The organism is Carbonicoccus niuqiaonis (assembly GCF_050157065.1).
In the GTDB taxonomy this organism is placed as follows: domain Bacteria; phylum Actinomycetota; class Actinomycetes; order Propionibacteriales; family Propionibacteriaceae; genus Avipropionibacterium.
The window spans coordinates 3,033,117-3,049,673 of sequence record NZ_CP189573.1; the positions used below are offsets into that span (position 1 = coordinate 3,033,117).

Genomic DNA, 16,557 nt, shown 5'->3' on the forward strand with positions numbered 1-16,557 from the left:
TCCCTGCCCTACTTGACGCCTCCCGCGGTGAGTCCGGCCACGATCCGTCGCTGGAACACCAACACCCCGACCAGCAAGGGCACCGTCACGATCACGCCGGCAGCCATGATCGTGCCGTACGGGGTGTCGAAGCCGGAGATGCCGGTGAACTTCGAGATCGCCACCGTCGCGGTGTTCATGTCGGTGTCCTGACCGAACCGCAAGGCGATCATGTACTCGTTCCACACGGCGATGAAGGTGATGATGGCCGTGGTGAACACGCCGGGCGCCGCCAGCGGCAGGATGATCTTGCGGAACGCCTGGCCGGGCGTGCAGCCGTCCACCATGGCGGCCTGCTCCAGCTCGACCGGCAACTGCCGGAAGAAGGCCGTCAGGTTCCAGATGCACAGCGGCAACGCGAACGACAGGCTCGGCAGGACCAACGCCTGGTAGGTGTTCATCCAGTTGAACGGGAACCATGTGTAGCGGCCGGTGAACATCTTCAACAGCGGGATCAGCAGCGTGATGCCGGGGAACATCGAGGTCGCGATCACGATGGCCAGCACGATGCCCTTGAACGCGAAGCGCAACCGGGCAAGGGCATAGCTGGCGATGATGCCGAAGATCAACGTCAACAGGGTCGTGGTGACCGAGACGATCACCGAGTTGAGCAGCGCCCGGGTGAAGTTGTTGTTGCCGGCGAACACCGCGACGTAGTTCTCCACCGACGGTGGGTTCGGCACTAGGTCGGTGCTGCGGCCCATGCTCGGCAGCCGCAGCGACGACACGACCATCCAGTAGAACGGCAGGATGCAGTAGATCACGATCACCGCCATGCCCAGGATGCCGGCGATCAGGATGGCCCAGTCCTTGGGCGACCGACGCCGCTTGCTCAGCTGGGCCATCTCCTCGGCCGTGGTCCGCTCCTGCTCGACGGGCTGATCACCCTCGTGGGTTGCGTCGCTCATGGCATGTCTCCCGAGGTCACCGAGGTCCGTACGGGACCTGCCTTGGTCGCCTTGCGCCGGGCCCGTTCCCGCTTGCGTTGGGCCCGGATGGCTCGGACCTCGTCGTCACCGATCACGTCGGCGCCGAGGAACCGGACGAACAGGAAGGCGACCAGCACGATGTAGAGGAACAGCAGGATCGAGTAGGCCGCAGCCGGCCCGTACCGACTCTGGTCGGCCTCGAGGTAGGAGAACATCGACAGTGTCTCGACCGAGTACTTGCCCATGCCGATCAGGCCGACCGGCAGGTCGAACATCCGCAGCGTGTCGAGGGCGCGGAACAGCACGGCCACCACCAGCGTCGGTTGCACCATCGGCAACGTGATCCGTACGAACGACTGCCAGGCCGTTGCGCCGTCCACCTTCGCCGCTTCGTACACCTCGGCGGGGATCGTCTGCAATCCCGCCAGGGTGAGCAGGCCGATGAATGGCGCGGTCTTCCACACGTCGGCGATCACGACCGCCCAGAACGACTGCGGCCCGTCCGCCAGCCACAGCACGTGCTGCCCGATCACCTGGTTCATGATGCCGGCCTCATCGAAGATCAACTTCCACATCAACGCCGACACGATTGTCGGGATCGCCCACGGGACAAGGATCCCGGCGCGGACGAGCCCACGCCCCCGGAAGGCTCGGGCCATCGTCACCGCCATCGCGACCCCGATCACCGTCTCCAGCAACACGCACACGAGGGTGAAGAAGGAGGTGTTGAGGAAGGCGTTCCAGAACCGGTCCATCTGCCCGTAGTTGGCCTGGACGAGGTCTGGTCGGGTGAGGATGCGGGTGAAGTTGTCCAGCCCCGCGAAGTACTCGTAGGACTGCAGTCGCCCGGTCTGCGGGTTCTGGATGCGCTCGATCCTGAAGAAGGCCTCGCGCAGCGACAGCAGGATGGGGATCCCCACCACGACAAGGATCACCGCCATCGCCGGCGACAACAGCGCTGCCGCCAGTCGGCCCTGCCCGTCGCTGAGCAGGTTCTTCTTCACCTTCGTGGGCTTCGTCGACCTCGTTGGTTTCGTCTCGGCCTCAGCACGGGTTGTCGACACCGGCCACCTCCTCGTGAACCGAACCTCGGGGGCACGGCGCCCACCGGGTCACACCGACCGGTGCCCGTCAGCCCCGTCCGGGCTGACGGGCCGTCCGATCACTTCTTGAGCAGTTCCTCCAGCTTGGCCTGCAGGCCGTCGAAGGCCGCCTGCGGCTCCTGCGTACCCTGCAAGGTGGTGTACGTGGCGTCCTGGATGGCCAGCGTCACGTCACCGTACTGAACCGCCTTCGGTCGGGGCTGTGCCCCTTGGATCGACTCCAGCAGCACCGGCAGGTACGGGTACTCCTTGGTCAGTTCCGCGTTGGTGTACAGGGATTCCCGGGTCGGCGCATTCGAGGTGGCCTTGGTGCGTTCGATCATCCGCTCCTCCGAGGCCATCCACGTCATGAACTCCAGTGCGGTGCCCTTGTTCTTGGCGAACGAGCTGATGGCGTAGTTGTGACCGCCCAGGCTCGACACGCCGGGACCGTCGACACCGGGCAGGGTCGCGACCCCGAACTTGCCGTTCACCTTGGACGACCCATCACTCGCCTCGGCCAGTGCGTACACGTACGGCCAGTTGCGGAGGAACATCAGCTTGCCGTCCTGGAAGGCCTGCCGGCTCTCCTCCTCGGTCCAGGTCATCGCCGCCTTGGGGATGGTGCCGTCGTCGAACAGCTCCTTCATGGCGGTGAGGCCCTTGACCGCTTCGGGGCTGTTGGCCGCGGGGGTGCCGTCCTCGGTGACGAAGGTGCCGCCGGCCGAGTTCACGAACTCGGACACGTTGACCGTCAAGCCCTCGTACTTGTTGAACTGACCGCCGTAGCAGTCGGCGTCCTTGGCCTCGGGCACCTTCTCCTTGATCGTCGCGCAGGCCTCCTTGACCTCGGCGAAGGTCTTCGGTGGGGCGTCGATCCCGGCGGTCTGCATCCAGTCGGTGCGGTAGTAGAGCAGCCCACCGTCGGAGGTGACCGGCATCGCGTACAACCGCTCGAAGTAGGTGGCTGACTCGACCGTCGCAGGCAACATCGCGCTGGTGTCGACCTTGTCGGCCGGCAGCTCGACGATCCAGCCGTTCGCGGCGAACTCCGCGGTCCACACCACGTCCACGTTCAACACGGTGTACTCGGTGCCACCGGTCTGCGCGTTCTGCACCATCGACTGGCGCTGTTGGTCGGCCTCGTCGGAGAGTTCGATCAGCTTGACCTCCTCACCGGGATGCTCGGAGTTCCACATGTCGATCTCGTTCTGCAGGTTCCCCGACGTGTCCTTGCCGGTCACGAAGCTGATCGGACCGCGCTCGTCGAAGTTCACGGCCTCCGCGCTCTCGGAGCCTTCCTGGCCGGGCGGTCCTTCGGGAACCGTGCCTCCGCTGCACGCAGTCATCGTCAGGGCGGCGACGGCAGTCACCAGTGCGCCGGCCAGTTTCGAGTTTCGTCGCAAGAACATTCGTCGATCCTCACTGTGTCTCATCGGTTGCCACCGATGACTTGACGTTATCCCTCATCGCGGGTTCGCGGGTCCAGTTCGCAGCAAATTGTTACCCGGACTCCGCTGTACGAGTGTCAACGCGCCCCGGGCGTGTCGAGGACGTCTCGACAGATCGACGGGCGTGAGGGCCAGCTCGACCGGCGTCTCGACAGGCTCGACGGCGAACGTCGGTCAGAGATAGAGGCCGGTGTGGCCCTCGGAAAGCCGCTCGGCCGCGACGGCGTGGATGTCGCGTTCCCGCAGCAGGATGTAGTCGTGGTTGCGGACCTCGACCTCGGCGCGGTCGTCCGGATCGAACAGCACTCGGTCGTCGAGGTGCACCGTCCGTACGTTCGCCCCGACGGCCACGACCTTGGCCCAGGCCAGCCGGCGGCCCATCTGCACGGTCGCGGGGATCAGGATCCCGCCACCGCTGCGCCGCTCCCCGGGGTCGGTCTCCAGGTCGACCAGGACCCGGTCGTGCAGCATCCGGATGGGCAGGTGTTCCGGATCACTCACGCCGCGCCACCGCGGTTCCCGAGTGCGCGGAGCACCAGGATGAACGCCACGGCGCCGACGGCGGCACCGGCGATGGCGATGATGCGCCCGATCCGGGGTCGCCCTTCGGCGTCGACGAACTGCGCCTTGGCGTTGTCGACCTCGGCCGCGGCCAGCTTCTTCACACCCTCGATCTGCCGCTCCTTGATGCGGTTGGGGTGCACTTCGTCGATCAGCCCGGCCACGTCTGCGGCGAGTCGGCTGCGCGCTGCGGCGAGATCGCTCTGGATCTCAGCTGCTGTACGCGCGGGCTTCTTCTGCTCGTCTGCCACGGAACCTCCCGGTGCGGTGCGGGCCGGCGGCCCGATCGGACGATGGTCGTCCCGACGATCAACGAGCGTATCCAATCCGGGCGCCCGGCTCCGCCCCGGGCAGCCGCGGGTCGCTATGCTGCGCGCCATGAGTACGCGACTGAAGGTCGGCGACACCGCGCCCGACTTCACCCTCTCCGACGACCGGGGCGACGACACCAGCCTGGCCGACCACGCCGGGAAGCGGGTGATCGTGTACTTCTACCCCGCCGCCATGACCCCGGGCTGCACCACCCAGGCGATCGACTTCACCGCGTCGTTGTCGGCGTTCTCCGAGGCGGGGCTCGCGGTGCTCGGCATCTCGCCCGACTCGCCGGAGAAGCTGGCCGCCTTCCGCGACAAGGAGCAGATCGCCTTCCCGCTGTTGTCCGATCCCGAGCGTGTGGCGCTGACGGCCTACGGTGCGTTCGGCGAGAAGATGTTGTACGGCAAGCTGATCGAGGGCGTCATCCGGTCGACCTTCGTGATCGACGTCGACGAGGCCGGCAAGGGGACCATCGCCGGGGCGCAGTACAACGTGAGGGCGAAGGGGCACGTCGAGCGGCTGCGCCGCCAGCTCGGCCTCGACTGACCGCATGACTTCTCGGAGCACCCGGACCATCCTGACCTCCCGGATCAGTGGGCTCGGTGCCGAAGGCGGGACTCGAACCCGCACACCCGAAGGCACAGGAACCTAAATCCTGCGTGTCTACCAGTTCCACCACTTCGGCGAGCGGGACAACTCTACGGGGTGTGGTCGGAGAACACGTCCCGTGCCGCCTCGAGGAACAGCGCCACCGCGATCGCGCCCGGGTCGGCGGCGCCCCGTACGGACTCCCCCAGGTACGACGACCGGCCCTTGCGGGCGACCAGGTCCGACGTGCCGTCCGCGGCTCCACTGGCAGCGTGTGCGGCGGCAGCCCACACCGCCGCCTCGGAGCCGTCCCGATGATCAGCCGCGGCCACGGCTGCCGGCGCCATCGCATCGACCATGGTCCGGTCACCCGGCACGGCGCCACCGAGCTCCCGGACGGCGGTGGCCCCGTCCATCAACCCGTCGGCGATGGCCGCCCCGTCCACCGTGCCCGACAGGTTGGCCGCGATCGCGGAGAACCAGACCGCCAGCAACGGGCCGCTGCTGCCACCGATGGCGGAGAACGCGTCGGCCAGCGCCAGCAGCCGGTTGCCGCCCGCCCGGTCCGCGGCGTAGTGCCGGGCCGCCGTGGCCAGGTTGTCCCCGAAGTCACCGTCGCCGACCCGCCGGTCAAGGTCACCCAGGGCCGCGTGCTCGGCATCGATCACGGCCACCACCCGATCCGCCCAGGTCGACACCCGGTCGTCGACGGCAGGGTCATCGGAGCGACGCTCCCCCGTGGCGACCTCCGTGGCCCCCGACCGTGGCGCCGGTAGGGGCGCTGTCGGCGTGGTCCGCCAGGCCGGCGTCCGGGCCGGCTCGTCCCACCAGCGCAGCAGTTCGTCGTCCATCGCGACCAGGGTGATCGACAGCCCACGCATGTCGAGCGAGGTGACCAGGTCGTCGACCACGGCACGGACGACGTCCACCCCACGGTCGGCCAGCTGCGACGCGGCCTCGGCGTACGCCGCGTACAACTCCAGCGGTGTGGTGGAGCCGAGCCCGTTGATGATCAACAGCTGCCGACCGGACAGCCCTCCGCGGTCGTCGGCGATCGTGTCGAGGCAACGCCGTACCAACGCCGGCAGGCCCTCGTCGGCGACCCGGTCGGTGCCCCGCTCGCCGTGGATGCCGACCCCGAACTCGATCTCGTCGTCGGCCAGGTCGAAGGCCGATTCGCCCGTGCCGTACGAGGTGCCCGCGGCGATCGCGACCCCGACACTGCGACTGGCGTCGACCACCCGACGGCCCAACGCCTGCAGGTCGTCGAGCAACATGCCGCCCTCCGCGGCGGCACCACAGACCTTCTCCACGACCACGGTGGCGACGGTGCCCCGCCGGCCCGGGGTGCTGCCCCGCTCCGCCCCGGGGACGTCGTCGTCGACGACCACCGTCGCGACGTCGATCCCGGCCACCCGGCACGCCTCGGCGGCCAGTCGGAAGTTGATCACGTCGCCGGTGTAGTTCTTCACGATGTGCAGCACCCCGAGGCCGTTGTCGGCGGCCTCGGTGGCGGCCCGTACCTGCCGGGCGCTCGGGCTGGCGAACACCTCACCGGGGACGGCGACGTCCAACATCCCCTCGCCGACGAACCCGGCGTGCAGCGGCTCGTGGCCCGATCCGCCACCCGACACCAGCCCGACCTTCTCGGTGGCCGGAGTCGCCCGGGCGACGTAGCGCGGCTCGGCGTGCAGGGTCACCAGATCGGCATGGACGGCACAGAATCCGGCGACACCGCGCGCGATGGCCTCGGCATTGTCGGCGACGAAATGGCGACCTGACATCTGGACCTCCCGGCTACGTGGTTGCGGGCCAGTCTGGCCCATCGACGGCGACCCGCCGGTAGGTGACCCAGCTGAAGCCGTCGGACGGACGTCGGTCGACCTCACGCCACTGCTGGGGGTCGATCTCGGGGAAGGTCACGTCGCCGGGCAGCCGCAGCGGCACCTCGGTGATCTCGAGTCGGGTGGTCACCGGCATCGCCAGGCGGTAGACCTCGCCGCCGCCGAGGATCCCGATCCCTGACTCGGGCCACGTGGTCGCGGCGAGGGCCAGCGCGGCGTCGAGGCCGTCAACCACCCGTACGGCCTCCGCCCCCTTGCCATGGGCGCGCCAGCCGCTGTCGCGGGTGAGCACGATCGTGTGCCGTCCCGGCAGTGCCCGCCCGATCGCGTCGTAGGTCCGCCGCCCCATGATCATCACGTGACCGCGGGTCAGCTGCTTGAACCGGGCGAAGTCGGCCGGGTCCGACCACGGTTGGTCCCCGTCGGCGCCGATCACCCCGTCGGTCAGCACGGCCGCGATCGCGACGACCTCACCGGGGCCGATGGGCGTGAACGACAACTCTTCCATGATCAACTCTGGCTGACGGTGGGCCGGTCAGACCGCGATCGGGGCCTTGATTCCCTTGTGGTGCTGGTAGTCCAGCACCTCGATGTCCGCCAGCCCGAAGCCGTCGATGTCGGTGATCGCCGGGTTGAGGTGCAACCTCGACAACGGCAGCGGGTCGCGCTTCAGCTGCCGCTCGGCCTGCTCCAGGTGGTTGAGGTAGAGGTGGGCGTCGCCGAGAGTGTGGACGAAGTCGCCCACCTGCAGGTCACACACCTGGGCGACCATGTGGGTCAGCAGGGCGTACGAGGCGATGTTGAACGGCACCCCGAGGAAGACGTCGGCCGACCGTTGGTACAGCTGGCACGACAACCGCCCCTCGGCCACGTAGAACTGGAAGAAGGTGTGGCACGGCGGCAACGCCATGTCGTCCAGTTGTGCCACGTTCCAGGCGCTGACCAGATGGCGGCGCGAATCCGGGTTGTGCCTGATCGAGTCGATCACCGCGGCGATCTGGTCGATGTGGCGGCCGTCGGGAGCCGGCCAGGACCGCCACTGGTAGCCGTACACCGGCCCGAGCCCGCCCCGCTCGTCGGCCCACTCGTCCCAGATCGTGATGCCGTTCTCGTGCAGCCAGGACACGTCGGTGTCACCGCGGAGGAACCACAACAGTTCCCCGACGACCGACTTCACGTGGATCCGCTTGGTGGTGACCAACGGGAAACCCTCCCGCAGGTCGAACCGCATCTGGTGTCCGAAGACGCTGCGGGTGCCGGTGCCCGTACGGTCCCCGCGGTCGACGCCCTCGTCGAGGATGCGTTGCAGCAGATCCAGATAGATCCTCATGCCTGTCCCTCCGAATGCTCACCCGTCATGGCCTCGACCACCACCGGTACGATCTCACGAACCGCCTTGCCACGATGGGACATCTGGTCCTTGCGTTCCGGGGACAGCTCGGCCGTGGTGACGGTCTCGCCGGCGGGCCGGAACAGCGGGTCGTACCCGAAACCGCCACGGCCGGCGGGCTCGGTCACCACCGCCCCCTCCATGGTCCCCTCGCGCACAACCGGCTCGGCCCCCGGCCGGACGAAGGCCATCGCACACCGGAACCTGGCGGTCCGCCGCTCGTCGGGGACGTCGGCGAGCTGCCGCAGCAGCAGGGCGTTGTTGGCGGCATCGTCGCCCTCGGGACCGGCCCACCGGGCCGAGCGGACACCGGGCATCCGGTTCAGCACGTCGACCTCGATGCCGGAGTCGTCGGCCAGGGCCGGCAGCCCGGTCGCGGCCGTACAGGCGGTCGCCTTGAGGATCGCGTTGCCGGCGAACGTCGACTCGGTCTCCGCCGGCTCGGGGTAGTGGGCGACGTCGGCCAGCCCGAGCACCCTCACACCGGGGGCGGCGGCGGCCATCACGCGCCGCAGCTCGATCAACTTCTTGGCGTTGTGGGTGGCCAGCACCACCGTCGGCTGCTCCGCGGTCACGCCCCGATCGCCGCCTGCTGGAGCTCGGTCAACCGGGCGCAACCGGCCGCGCCCAGGTCGAGCAGCCCGTCCAGGGTGGCGCGGTCGAACCGGGCCCCCTCGGCCGTCCCCTGCACCTCGACGAAGGTGCCGTCACCGGCGCAGACCACGTTCACGTCGGAGCCGGCCGCCGAGTCCTCCTCGTAGGCGAGGTCGAGCATCGGCCGACCCGCGACGACGCCGACCGACACCGCCGCCACCGACCCGGTCAACGGCTCGCCCGCCAACGCGTTCTTGCCCCGCAGGTGCTCCACCGCGTCGTGCAACGCCACGTACGCGCCGGTGATCGCCGCGGTCCGGGTACCACCGTCGGCCTGCAGCACGTCGCAGTCGAGCTGGATCGTGTTCTCGCCGAGCGCGGTGTAGTCGATCACGGCGCGCAGGCTGCGACCGATCAGCCGGGAGATCTCGTGGGTCCGGCCGCCGACCCGGCCCTTGATCGACTCGCGGTCCGACCGGGTGTGGGTCGCCCGCGGCAACATCGCGTACTCGGCGGTCACCCACCCCAGGCCCGAACCCTTGCGCCACCGCGGGACGCCCTCGCTGACACTGGCCGCGACCAACACCCGGGTCCGCCCGAACTCGACGAGCACCGAACCCTCGGCGTGGTCCAGCCAGTTGCGGGTGAACCGTACGTCTCGCAGTTGGTCGTCGGCGCGGCCGTCGATCCGGGAACCATCGGGGCGTACGGCGGTCTGCTCGGGGCTCGGAGTCATGCTCCGAACCCTATCCGTCCGCCCGTGCCGGACCACCATCGTGGTGGGTGGTGATCGCGGTGCCCGGTGATCGCGATGCCCGGTGATCAGCGGGCCAGCGCCTCCCGCAGGGCGGGCTCGATGCTGTCGGCCAACTGGACGAAGCCGAGGTCACTGGGGTGCACCCCGTCGACGGTCCCCTCGGCGATGTCGAGGTCGCCCTGGTCGAGGAAGTGGACGTGACGGTCACCGGCGGCCCGGTGCCGTTCGACGATCTCGCGCTGGATGTCGCGGCGTGCCATCCGGGCCTGCCGGTGTCGTTCGGCGTGCGCCTCCCGGTGGAACGCGGGCTTGGAGACGACCAGGATCGGGGTCTCGGGGTGCCGTTCACGCAGGATCGGGATGAAGTCGGTCAACGTGGTCCGCAGGTCCTCGGCCTCAGCCACGTTGGTCTCGTAGTCGAGGACGAAGCAGGCGACGTCGTCCAACTGCGCGAGGGTGCGGGCCACCTCGGGTTCACCCTTGCCGTTGCCGGAGAAGCCGAGGTTGAGCACCTCCTGGCCGAGCCGACGCGACACGATGCCGGGCCACGCCATGCCCGGTCGGGTCGCACAGCCGCCTTGGGTGATCGAGGTGCCGTACACGACGATCCGTCCCGGAGCGGTGAACGGCGGCGGTGCGGCCACCTGCGCGCCGGGGTCGACGCCGATCAGTACCTCCCGCACGCCCTGGTAGAGCGGCAGGTTGAGCGTGACCGTACGCATCTCGCTCGCGTCGACGTCGAACACGATCGCGGTGTAGTCGGAGCTGTCCAGCACCGGCCGGGCCGTCCCCCAGTACCGCTGCGCACCCCACTCGCCGACGTACGCGTCGACGCCGCACTGCCCGGTCGCCGGCATGTGGTTCATGTTGGGCGGGCCGGCCAGCTCGACCTTGACCGCGAGCACCGCGGAGTCGGTACGGAACCGCAGCTGGCCGCCGGCGGTGGCGTCGGCGAGCCGGTCGACCGCCTCGGGCAGTGGCCAGTCGGGGTTCACCGGGAGCCGGCGGTAGATGCCCTCGGTCGCGTACCAGCCGAGGCCGTCGACCTCGAACGGCGCGTTCCGTGGGGACAGCCAGGCCAGCTCCCGCTCCGACCCCGGCGCCGCCGCCATGTACGGGTCGAGTTCGTTGGCGTTGATGGCGCGGGCGGTCCCGGCATCGACGGATGACGTCATGGTGTGGATACTCCTCAGGGTCAGCGGTTCAGCACGATATCGGTACGGCCGGCGGGAACGTCCACCACGATCGAGAGCGGGTCGCGGCCGTTCCGGACCGGGCGGCCATCGGCCGACCGCACCCGTCGACCGATCCGCAACTCGATGCTGCCGGCCACGTCCGCCGTCACCTCGACCGCCACCTGGCCGGCTTCGCTCGCATCGACGGCGAGATCGACGGGTGCACTGGTCGAGGCCAGCACCACCCCGCCCACCTCGACCCGGGTGACCCGCATCGCCCCGATCCGGTGCAGGGCCGCCGCGCCACGGCCGCGGCCGACCTGCACGACCGCCACCTCGGCGTCGGTTCTCAGACTCTTCAACTGCTTGATGCCTGACCCTTCGCCTGCGACCGCCCACTCACTCGTCCAGCCCACGTCCCCGGCGGTCGAGAAGGTGGCTGTCCGGACCTCGGTGTCGGCCACGGTGTGGATCCCGGAGATGCCCTCCCCCGTCAGGTGCTCGGCGGTGAGGCCGTTGTCCTGCTGCCGATCGGCCCGTTCGGCGGGGACGACCCGCAGTGACTGCACCGCCACCGCCGTACCGCCGGTCGACCCCGGCTCGGTCCGGTAGCGCAACCGGTGCTCGCCCGCGGTCAGCTCGATCGTGCCGTGGCGGAACGCCGGGCCGGGCACCAGGGCGAAGAAGCCCGGGTCGTACGACCCACCCAACGGCTGGCCGTCGACCAGTAGGGACGGGTGCCCGTACCCGAAGCCGGTCATGAAGACCGAGTCGACGACGTAGCTCCCGTCAGCAGGTACGTTCACCGCGAGCTCGAGGTTGCCGTCCTCACTGCGCAGCATCGTGACGCCGGCGTGCTGGATGAACGTGGCCGGGGTCACCAGCCGGTCCTGCATCGCCGAAGCCGACAGGTAGGCCCCGTCGTGTACCGCAGACACCTCGATCGTGGTGATGCGGGTTGCCGAGGTGACCGGGATCTCGCCGCCGATCTGCAACAGCTGCCCGTACTGCTCGGCACCTTCGTACTGCACGAAACCGATCGTCTGGTCCGCCCCGTCACTGGAGTGCCCCCACAGTTCGCCGGCCCCGTTGTGGGCGTGGAACGCGGTCCCGGTCACCCGGTCGCCGCGCTCGACCGGCGCGCCTCCCACGTGCTGCTGGTAGAGCGGCCCCTGGAGCAGTTGGAAGGTCAACCGGCGCGCCTCGTCGGACGTGATCTTGTCGAGCAGCACGAACCGGTTGGGCCCGATCCGCATCACGTGCCGGTCGAACTGTGACAGGGCGGGACGGACGTACGCCCCGGCCGCACGGCCGCGGACATGGTCGAAGCCACTGCCGAGGAAGGCCCGGTCGAGCAGGCCCTGTCCCATCTGGGTCTGCCCTTCACCGTCCACCAGCACCGTGCTGTGCCCGTCGCGGGCACTGAACATCGCCGTGGGACCGTCGGTGCCGAGGTCGCGGTAACCGGGGTCCCGGCCCAACCAGGCACCGCCGATGGCCAGTTGGAAACTGTTCTGGTCGTAGTGGTTGTGGCCGTACGTCGAATCGACGGCACGGAAGGAGAGCAGCGCGTCCTCGTCGGTGAAGCCGTTGCGCAGGTGCGCCTCGCCCACCAGGGGCAGCGCCGCCGACGGTGCCAGCTCCGTCGGGGCGGTCACCACGGCATCGTCGGCGTACCAGTAGATCTTGTCCATCGGGTCCCAGTGGGTGTCCTCGAACTCGACCTCCCGGAGCAACCAGCCCGCGTACCCGTTGTCGAGGAACCGGTTGAGGTAGTGCATCGTCGTGCCGAGGAAGCCACGGGCGAGTACGTCGGAGAACGCGGCACACCCCGCCCCCGGCGCCATCGAGTGCAGCATCCACCGCCACACGTCGTCGGCCAGGAACCGGTGCCGCGACAGCGACGTGTCGCCGGTGACGCGCTCCATCGCTGCCAGCGACCGGGTCATCGGGTTGGCCGAGTAGGCGGTGTAGAGGAAGCCTTCGTTCTGCCCCGACTCGACGCGGAAGTCCAGCCATGCGCGGAACATGTCCTCGGCCCGGGTCAGGTAGCGGTCGGCCCGGTCGTCCTCGCCGAGCAGCACCAGGCCGCCCATGGCGAGCGTCGGCGCGGTACCGCCGATCTGTCCGCCACCCGGGACCCCGTCGGCGAAGATCAGGTCAAGGCCACGACCGGCAAGGGTCTCGACCACCTGGGCCCGTTCGGTGTCGGTCAGTGCCTCGTGGATCTGGTCGTACGCCGTCGCGACGGCCTGGGTGACGTACCCGGTGAACTGGTCGGGCCCGACCCCGAACTGTGGGTCGGCCCAGGCGTCCCACCCGGCCAACGTGGTCACGTACGCGGAGATCTTGTCGGCGAAGTCGGCCCGACCGGTCAACGTGTAGGCACAGGCCAAGGTGTCGAGCCGCGTGCGCACCGCCAACCCCAGGGCGGCCCAGTAGGGGTACTTGCCGGTGAAGCCTGGGGGTGGTGGCATCGGGGCGGGCTGCGTCGGGGGCGCCGGATAGGTCACCTCGTGGCCGTTGTAGTACCGCAGCGTGATCGACGTCTCGGCCACGAAGCCCTCGGCCTTCGTGATCACCGCCGTTGCCAGTTGCTGTCCCACCAGGCCGAGGGCGTTGGGTTCGGTGCGGTTGACGAGTTGGCGCAGCCTGGGCACGTCGTCGGGGCCCAGGTTGTAGCGCGGGTGGCCGGTCACCTGGATCGGGTGCTCCCGTACCGGCTCGGCCGTCACCTCGGTGATCACGACGTCGTCGTACCAGACCTCGGTCGGCGCCGTCGTGGAGTAGAGCATCACGCTGGCGGTCACCGCACCGACGGGTGCCGTGGCCACCGTCGACAGCGAGTACCACTGATCACTGCGGCGTCCCGGTGAACAGAAATAGGCCGCCAGCCGGGTGTTGCCGGCGTCCCAGAACTCCAACCCGAGCACGGGACCGCCTTGTGCGGCGCGGGTCTGGACTTCGGCGTTGTAGCGCAGGCCGGCCGTCACCGGCACCCGGCTGCTGCGCAGGCCACCCTTCACCGACCAGCTCTGGGTCGCATAGTGCGCACTGCGCTCCCCGCCGTGCCTGACGGTGTCGGAACTGTCGTACGGCACCGACGCCACCCACTGGCTCCACGCCGACGGTACGCCACCGGCAACCTGTTCGAAGTCGGCGTTCGGCACGTCGAGCAGCTCAGCGGCGGTGAGCTCACGCAGTCCGACGTCGTCGAAGGTCGCGTCACCGACGTTGGTCGACGAGCTGTAGATCAGCAGGCTCGCCCGAGCGGCGTCGTCGGGCGCGACCGCCCTGATCGTCACGAGTTGCCAGTCCGCGTGGCCGAGCACCTTCACCGTCTCGACGTGGATCCGGGTGAGGGCCTCGTTCCAGAACTCCAGGTACACCTGTGGACTGCCGCTGGTGACGTGGACCCAGAACGTTGCTTCGTGTGCCTTCCCGGCATTGATCAGCACCCGGTCACTGCGCAACCCCATGGCGGCGCTGGTGTCGTCGAGCAACCTGACGGCGCTGGCTCCGGAGCGAACCGGCGAGCTGACCCGGCTCGCGGGAACTGCGGTGTTGAACTGCCGCCACGACGTGGGAAAGCCGTTCACCAGCTGCTCGAAGTCACCGTTGGGCACCAGCGAGTTCGCCACCGGGGCAGCCTGCACCGCCACCTGGCGCCAAGCGATGCCGCTTGAAGCCGCAAGGGCGAGCGCACCGCCCGTGCGCAGCACCGTACGGCGGCTCCAGGACGTGGGGCTCAAGGACGTGGGGCTCAAGGAAGGACGGTTCTGGGGGTGCGTCACTGCAACTCCACATCGTTGTCGAGATTGAGATTGTCGGGGACAAGCCGTAGGAACCCGTTTCGAGCGGGTCCCGCGGGCAGTTGCGCTGGATGCTAGCTGTTCCGGCAGCAGCATCGACAAGGGGTCCGGCACATCGGCACACCCCCAACGGGGACGCCTGCCCGTCAGAGGAACTGTTGGACGTCGCGTACCCAGTCGCCCATCAGCCGCTGCCCGAGTCGGGTGAACTGTTCGGTCGACCCGGTGGTGAAGAAGCGATGCCGCGCGTCGCGGGGTGTGGTGTGCAGCAGGTCGAGCCCGGCCAGCACCGACCAGGTCTGCTGGGCACACTCCTCCGCACTCGACACCAAGGTGACGTCCTCACCGAGCACGTGGGCGATCACCCCGGTCAGCAGCGGGTAGTGGGTGCAGCCGAGGATCAGCGTGTCGATCTCCGCGGCCTGCAGCGGCGCCAGGTACTCCCGGGCCAGCCCGACCAGTTCGTCGCCGGCGGTCACCCCGGCCTCGACGAACTCGACGAACCGCGGACAGGCGCGGGTGGTCAGGGTCACCCCACTCGCGACCGCGAGGGCGTCGTCGTAGGCCCGGGAGGTGGCGGTCGCCTCGGTGCAGATGACGCCGACCCGGCCTGACCGGGTGGTGCCGACGGCCCGCCGGGCGGCCGGCCGGATCACCTCGACCACCGGGACGGCGTACCGCTCGCGGGCGTCGGCCAGCACGGCCGCGCTCGCGGAGTTGCAGGCGATCACCAGCACCTTCACGCCCTGGTCGACCAACAGGTCGAGGCACTCCAGGGCGTATTCCCGCACCTGCCCGACGGGCTGTTCGCCGTACGGTGCGCGGGCCGAGTCGCCCACGTACACCACGTCCTCGCCGGGCAGTTGGTCGATCACCGCCCGGGCGACGGTCAGGCCACCGAACCCGGAGTCGAAGATGCCGATCGGTGCCGACGTCCCCGGTGGCTGCGCGGCCGGATTCACAGCGCCTCGATCATCGTCTCCTGGGCGAAGCCCAACCAGTCGTACACGCTCACCACGAAGGCGCGGGGGTCGTCGTCGGCGAGGTTCGACAGTTGTTCGGCGCTTTCGGCGTCGTCGATGCCGAGCCGCGCGGCCAGGCTCAACCGGACGCTGGTCAACGTCTTCAGCCAGTCGTCGACATCCGCATCGGCGACCCGCACGGGCTCGCTCCCGGACCGGGTGGCGGCCAGCCCGGCACGGACGGTGTTGGCGGCCTGGATCTTGGCGGACCGCATCTCCCGCTCGGTGAACCGGCGGAAGTCGGACGAGGCGTGCGAGTCGTGCGGGTAGGCGTTGGGGAACAGCCGTTGCACCACCGGGTCCTCCGACACCTCCGGGTCATCGGGCTCGGACTGCAGGTCGCGCGCCCACAGGGCGAACGGGTCGTCGGCATCGCCGCCGTCGGTCGGGGACTCCTCACCGGCCTGTGGGTCGGTCTCGTTCAGCAGGTCGACGAGTTGGCTGACCAAGGAGTCGAGCAGGTCCACCTCGCCAGCGCTCATCGCGGTGGTCACGACGCCCTGCTTGCGAACGAACCGCTTCACGCCTCCGCCTTGTCCATCGTCGCCCACAACCCGTAGTCGTGCATCGCCGCCACGTCGCGCTCCATCTGCTCTCGGCCGCCGGACGACACGATCGCCTTGCCCTCGTTGTGCACCGTCATCATCAACTTCTCGGCCTTGGCCTTGGGGTACTTGAAGTAGCTGGTGAACACGTGGGTGACGTACGACATCAGGTTGACCGGGTCGTCCCACACGATCGTGACCCACGGGGTCTGCGCCAACTGGTCCTCGACGGGCCGCTCCGCGACGGCGGTGCCGCCGGCGGGGGTCGTCGTCGGGGGGTCGGGGATGGGTGTTGACATGCCTGCCATTGTCGCAAACTCCGACGGCTGCGCCCAACACGCCGCCCGGCACCGGGGCCGTCGTGAAAAGGGGCGCCACAGCGACACACGTGGAGCTGACGTCCACCGACGTCGCCACAGCGCCCCTTCGCACGACGCCACCCCCGGGTGCGGT

Annotated in this window: 16 protein-coding genes and 1 tRNA gene; 1 reads left to right on the plus strand and 16 read right to left on the minus strand. The window is 69.3% G+C overall.

Annotated features, from left to right (window positions below; genetic code table 11):
- Window positions 1-8: 8 nt before the first annotated feature.
- The 5 genes from ACQBAU_RS13875 to ACQBAU_RS13895 all read right to left on the minus strand — a co-directional run bounded on the left by ACQBAU_RS13875 (window position 9) and on the right by ACQBAU_RS13895 (window position 4,313).
- Window positions 9-884, minus strand: a complete 876-nt coding sequence (locus tag ACQBAU_RS13875; RefSeq protein ID WP_465256135.1) for a carbohydrate ABC transporter permease — start codon at window positions 882-884, stop codon at window positions 9-11.
- Between the two features lie 59 nt (window positions 885-943).
- Window positions 944-1,972 carry a carbohydrate ABC transporter permease gene (locus ACQBAU_RS13880; protein ID WP_465255955.1) on the minus strand — a complete coding sequence of 343 codons (1,029 nt, stop codon included), beginning with the start codon at window positions 1,970-1,972 and terminating at the stop codon, window positions 944-946.
- Between the two features lie 158 nt (window positions 1,973-2,130).
- Entirely contained in the window at window positions 2,131-3,462 is a 1,332-nt protein-coding gene (locus tag ACQBAU_RS13885) for an ABC transporter substrate-binding protein (RefSeq protein WP_434548454.1), read from the minus strand.
- A gap of 213 nt (window positions 3,463-3,675) precedes the next feature.
- A complete protein-coding gene (locus ACQBAU_RS13890; protein ID WP_434548484.1) occupies window positions 3,676-3,972 on the minus strand; it encodes a GroES family chaperonin in 297 nt (98 codons plus the stop codon).
- A 26-nt stretch (window positions 3,973-3,998) separates the two neighbouring features.
- Window positions 3,999-4,313, minus strand: a complete 315-nt coding sequence (locus ACQBAU_RS13895; protein ID WP_434548453.1) for a DUF3618 domain-containing protein — start codon at window positions 4,311-4,313, stop codon at window positions 3,999-4,001.
- 127 nt (window positions 4,314-4,440) lie between these two features.
- On the opposite strand from ACQBAU_RS13895, the gene ACQBAU_RS13900 reads away from it, so the two are divergent.
- Window positions 4,441-4,923: a peroxiredoxin gene (locus ACQBAU_RS13900; RefSeq protein WP_434548452.1), complete on the plus strand. Its 483-nt coding sequence runs from the start codon at window positions 4,441-4,443 to the stop codon at window positions 4,921-4,923.
- 57 nt (window positions 4,924-4,980) lie between these two features.
- Here ACQBAU_RS13900 and ACQBAU_RS13905 read toward each other — a convergent pair.
- From ACQBAU_RS13905 to clpS, 11 genes are all read right to left on the minus strand, one after another.
- Window positions 4,981-5,062: transfer RNA gene (locus ACQBAU_RS13905), tRNA-Leu, on the minus strand.
- A gap of 13 nt (window positions 5,063-5,075) precedes the next feature.
- Window positions 5,076-6,749 (minus strand): dihydroxyacetone kinase family protein, encoded by a 1,674-nt coding sequence (locus ACQBAU_RS13910; RefSeq protein ID WP_434548451.1) that lies wholly within the window; start codon window positions 6,747-6,749, stop codon window positions 5,076-5,078.
- Window positions 6,750-6,762: 13 nt separating this feature from the next.
- Window positions 6,763-7,308: a dihydrofolate reductase gene (locus ACQBAU_RS13915; protein ID WP_465259371.1), complete on the minus strand. Its 546-nt coding sequence runs from the start codon at window positions 7,306-7,308 to the stop codon at window positions 6,763-6,765.
- 36 nt (window positions 7,309-7,344) lie between these two features.
- Entirely contained in the window at window positions 7,345-8,139 is a 795-nt protein-coding gene (locus ACQBAU_RS13920; protein ID WP_434548449.1) for a thymidylate synthase, read from the minus strand.
- Window positions 8,136-8,702 carry a non-canonical purine NTP pyrophosphatase gene (locus tag ACQBAU_RS13925; protein ID WP_465259512.1) on the minus strand — a complete coding sequence of 189 codons (567 nt, stop codon included), beginning with the start codon at window positions 8,700-8,702 and terminating at the stop codon, window positions 8,136-8,138. Before ACQBAU_RS13925 ends, ACQBAU_RS13920 begins: the two co-directional genes overlap by 4 nt.
- Window positions 8,703-8,770: 68 nt before the next feature.
- Entirely contained in the window at window positions 8,771-9,529 is a 759-nt protein-coding gene (gene rph, locus ACQBAU_RS13930) for a ribonuclease PH (protein ID WP_434548447.1), read from the minus strand.
- A gap of 86 nt (window positions 9,530-9,615) precedes the next feature.
- The gene (locus ACQBAU_RS13935) at window positions 9,616-10,725 is read right to left on the minus strand and encodes an SGNH/GDSL hydrolase family protein (RefSeq protein WP_465255957.1); all 1,110 of its coding nucleotides are present in this window, start codon (window positions 10,723-10,725) and stop codon (window positions 9,616-9,618) included.
- Between the two features lie 20 nt (window positions 10,726-10,745).
- Window positions 10,746-14,492: a heparinase II/III domain-containing protein gene (locus tag ACQBAU_RS13940; RefSeq protein WP_465255958.1), complete on the minus strand. Its 3,747-nt coding sequence runs from the start codon at window positions 14,490-14,492 to the stop codon at window positions 10,746-10,748.
- A 191-nt stretch (window positions 14,493-14,683) separates the two neighbouring features.
- On the minus strand, window positions 14,684-15,499 hold the full coding sequence (gene murI / locus ACQBAU_RS13945) for a glutamate racemase (protein WP_465255959.1): 816 nt from the start codon (window positions 15,497-15,499) through the stop codon (window positions 14,684-14,686).
- Window positions 15,496-16,083: a DUF2017 domain-containing protein gene (locus tag ACQBAU_RS13950; RefSeq protein ID WP_465255960.1), complete on the minus strand. Its 588-nt coding sequence runs from the start codon at window positions 16,081-16,083 to the stop codon at window positions 15,496-15,498. Before ACQBAU_RS13950 ends, murI begins: the two co-directional genes overlap by 4 nt.
- On the minus strand, window positions 16,080-16,403 hold the full coding sequence (gene clpS / locus ACQBAU_RS13955; RefSeq protein WP_434548442.1) for an ATP-dependent Clp protease adapter ClpS: 324 nt from the start codon (window positions 16,401-16,403) through the stop codon (window positions 16,080-16,082). The genes ACQBAU_RS13950 and clpS overlap by 4 nt, the downstream gene beginning before the upstream one ends.
- Window positions 16,404-16,557 lie beyond the last annotated feature (154 nt).

What these genes read in the sequence shown, in the direction of transcription:
- ACQBAU_RS13885 (WP_434548454.1), bottom strand. Translation starts at nt 3,462, where the DNA reads ATGTTCTTGCGACGAAACTCGAAACTGGCCGGCGCACTGGTGACTGCC.
- ACQBAU_RS13925 (WP_465259512.1), bottom strand. Translation starts at nt 8,702, where the DNA reads ATGGCCGCCGCCGCCCCCGGTGTGAGGGTGCTCGGGCTGGCCGACGTC.
- ACQBAU_RS13910 (WP_434548451.1), bottom strand. Translation starts at nt 6,749, where the DNA reads ATGTCAGGTCGCCATTTCGTCGCCGACAATGCCGAGGCCATCGCGCGC.
- clpS (WP_434548442.1), bottom strand. Translation starts at nt 16,403, where the DNA reads ATGTCAACACCCATCCCCGACCCCCCGACGACGACCCCCGCCGGCGGC.
- ACQBAU_RS13875 (WP_465256135.1), bottom strand. Translation starts at nt 884, where the DNA reads ATGGCCCAGCTGAGCAAGCGGCGTCGGTCGCCCAAGGACTGGGCCATC.
- ACQBAU_RS13890 (WP_434548484.1), bottom strand. Translation starts at nt 3,972, where the DNA reads ATGCTGCACGACCGGGTCCTGGTCGACCTGGAGACCGACCCCGGGGAG.
- ACQBAU_RS13920 (WP_434548449.1), bottom strand. Translation starts at nt 8,139, where the DNA reads ATGAGGATCTATCTGGATCTGCTGCAACGCATCCTCGACGAGGGCGTC.
- ACQBAU_RS13900 (WP_434548452.1), top strand. Translation starts at nt 4,441, where the DNA reads ATGAGTACGCGACTGAAGGTCGGCGACACCGCGCCCGACTTCACCCTC.
- ACQBAU_RS13935 (WP_465255957.1), bottom strand. Translation starts at nt 10,725, where the DNA reads ATGACGTCATCCGTCGATGCCGGGACCGCCCGCGCCATCAACGCCAAC.
- rph (WP_434548447.1), bottom strand. Translation starts at nt 9,529, where the DNA reads ATGACTCCGAGCCCCGAGCAGACCGCCGTACGCCCCGATGGTTCCCGG.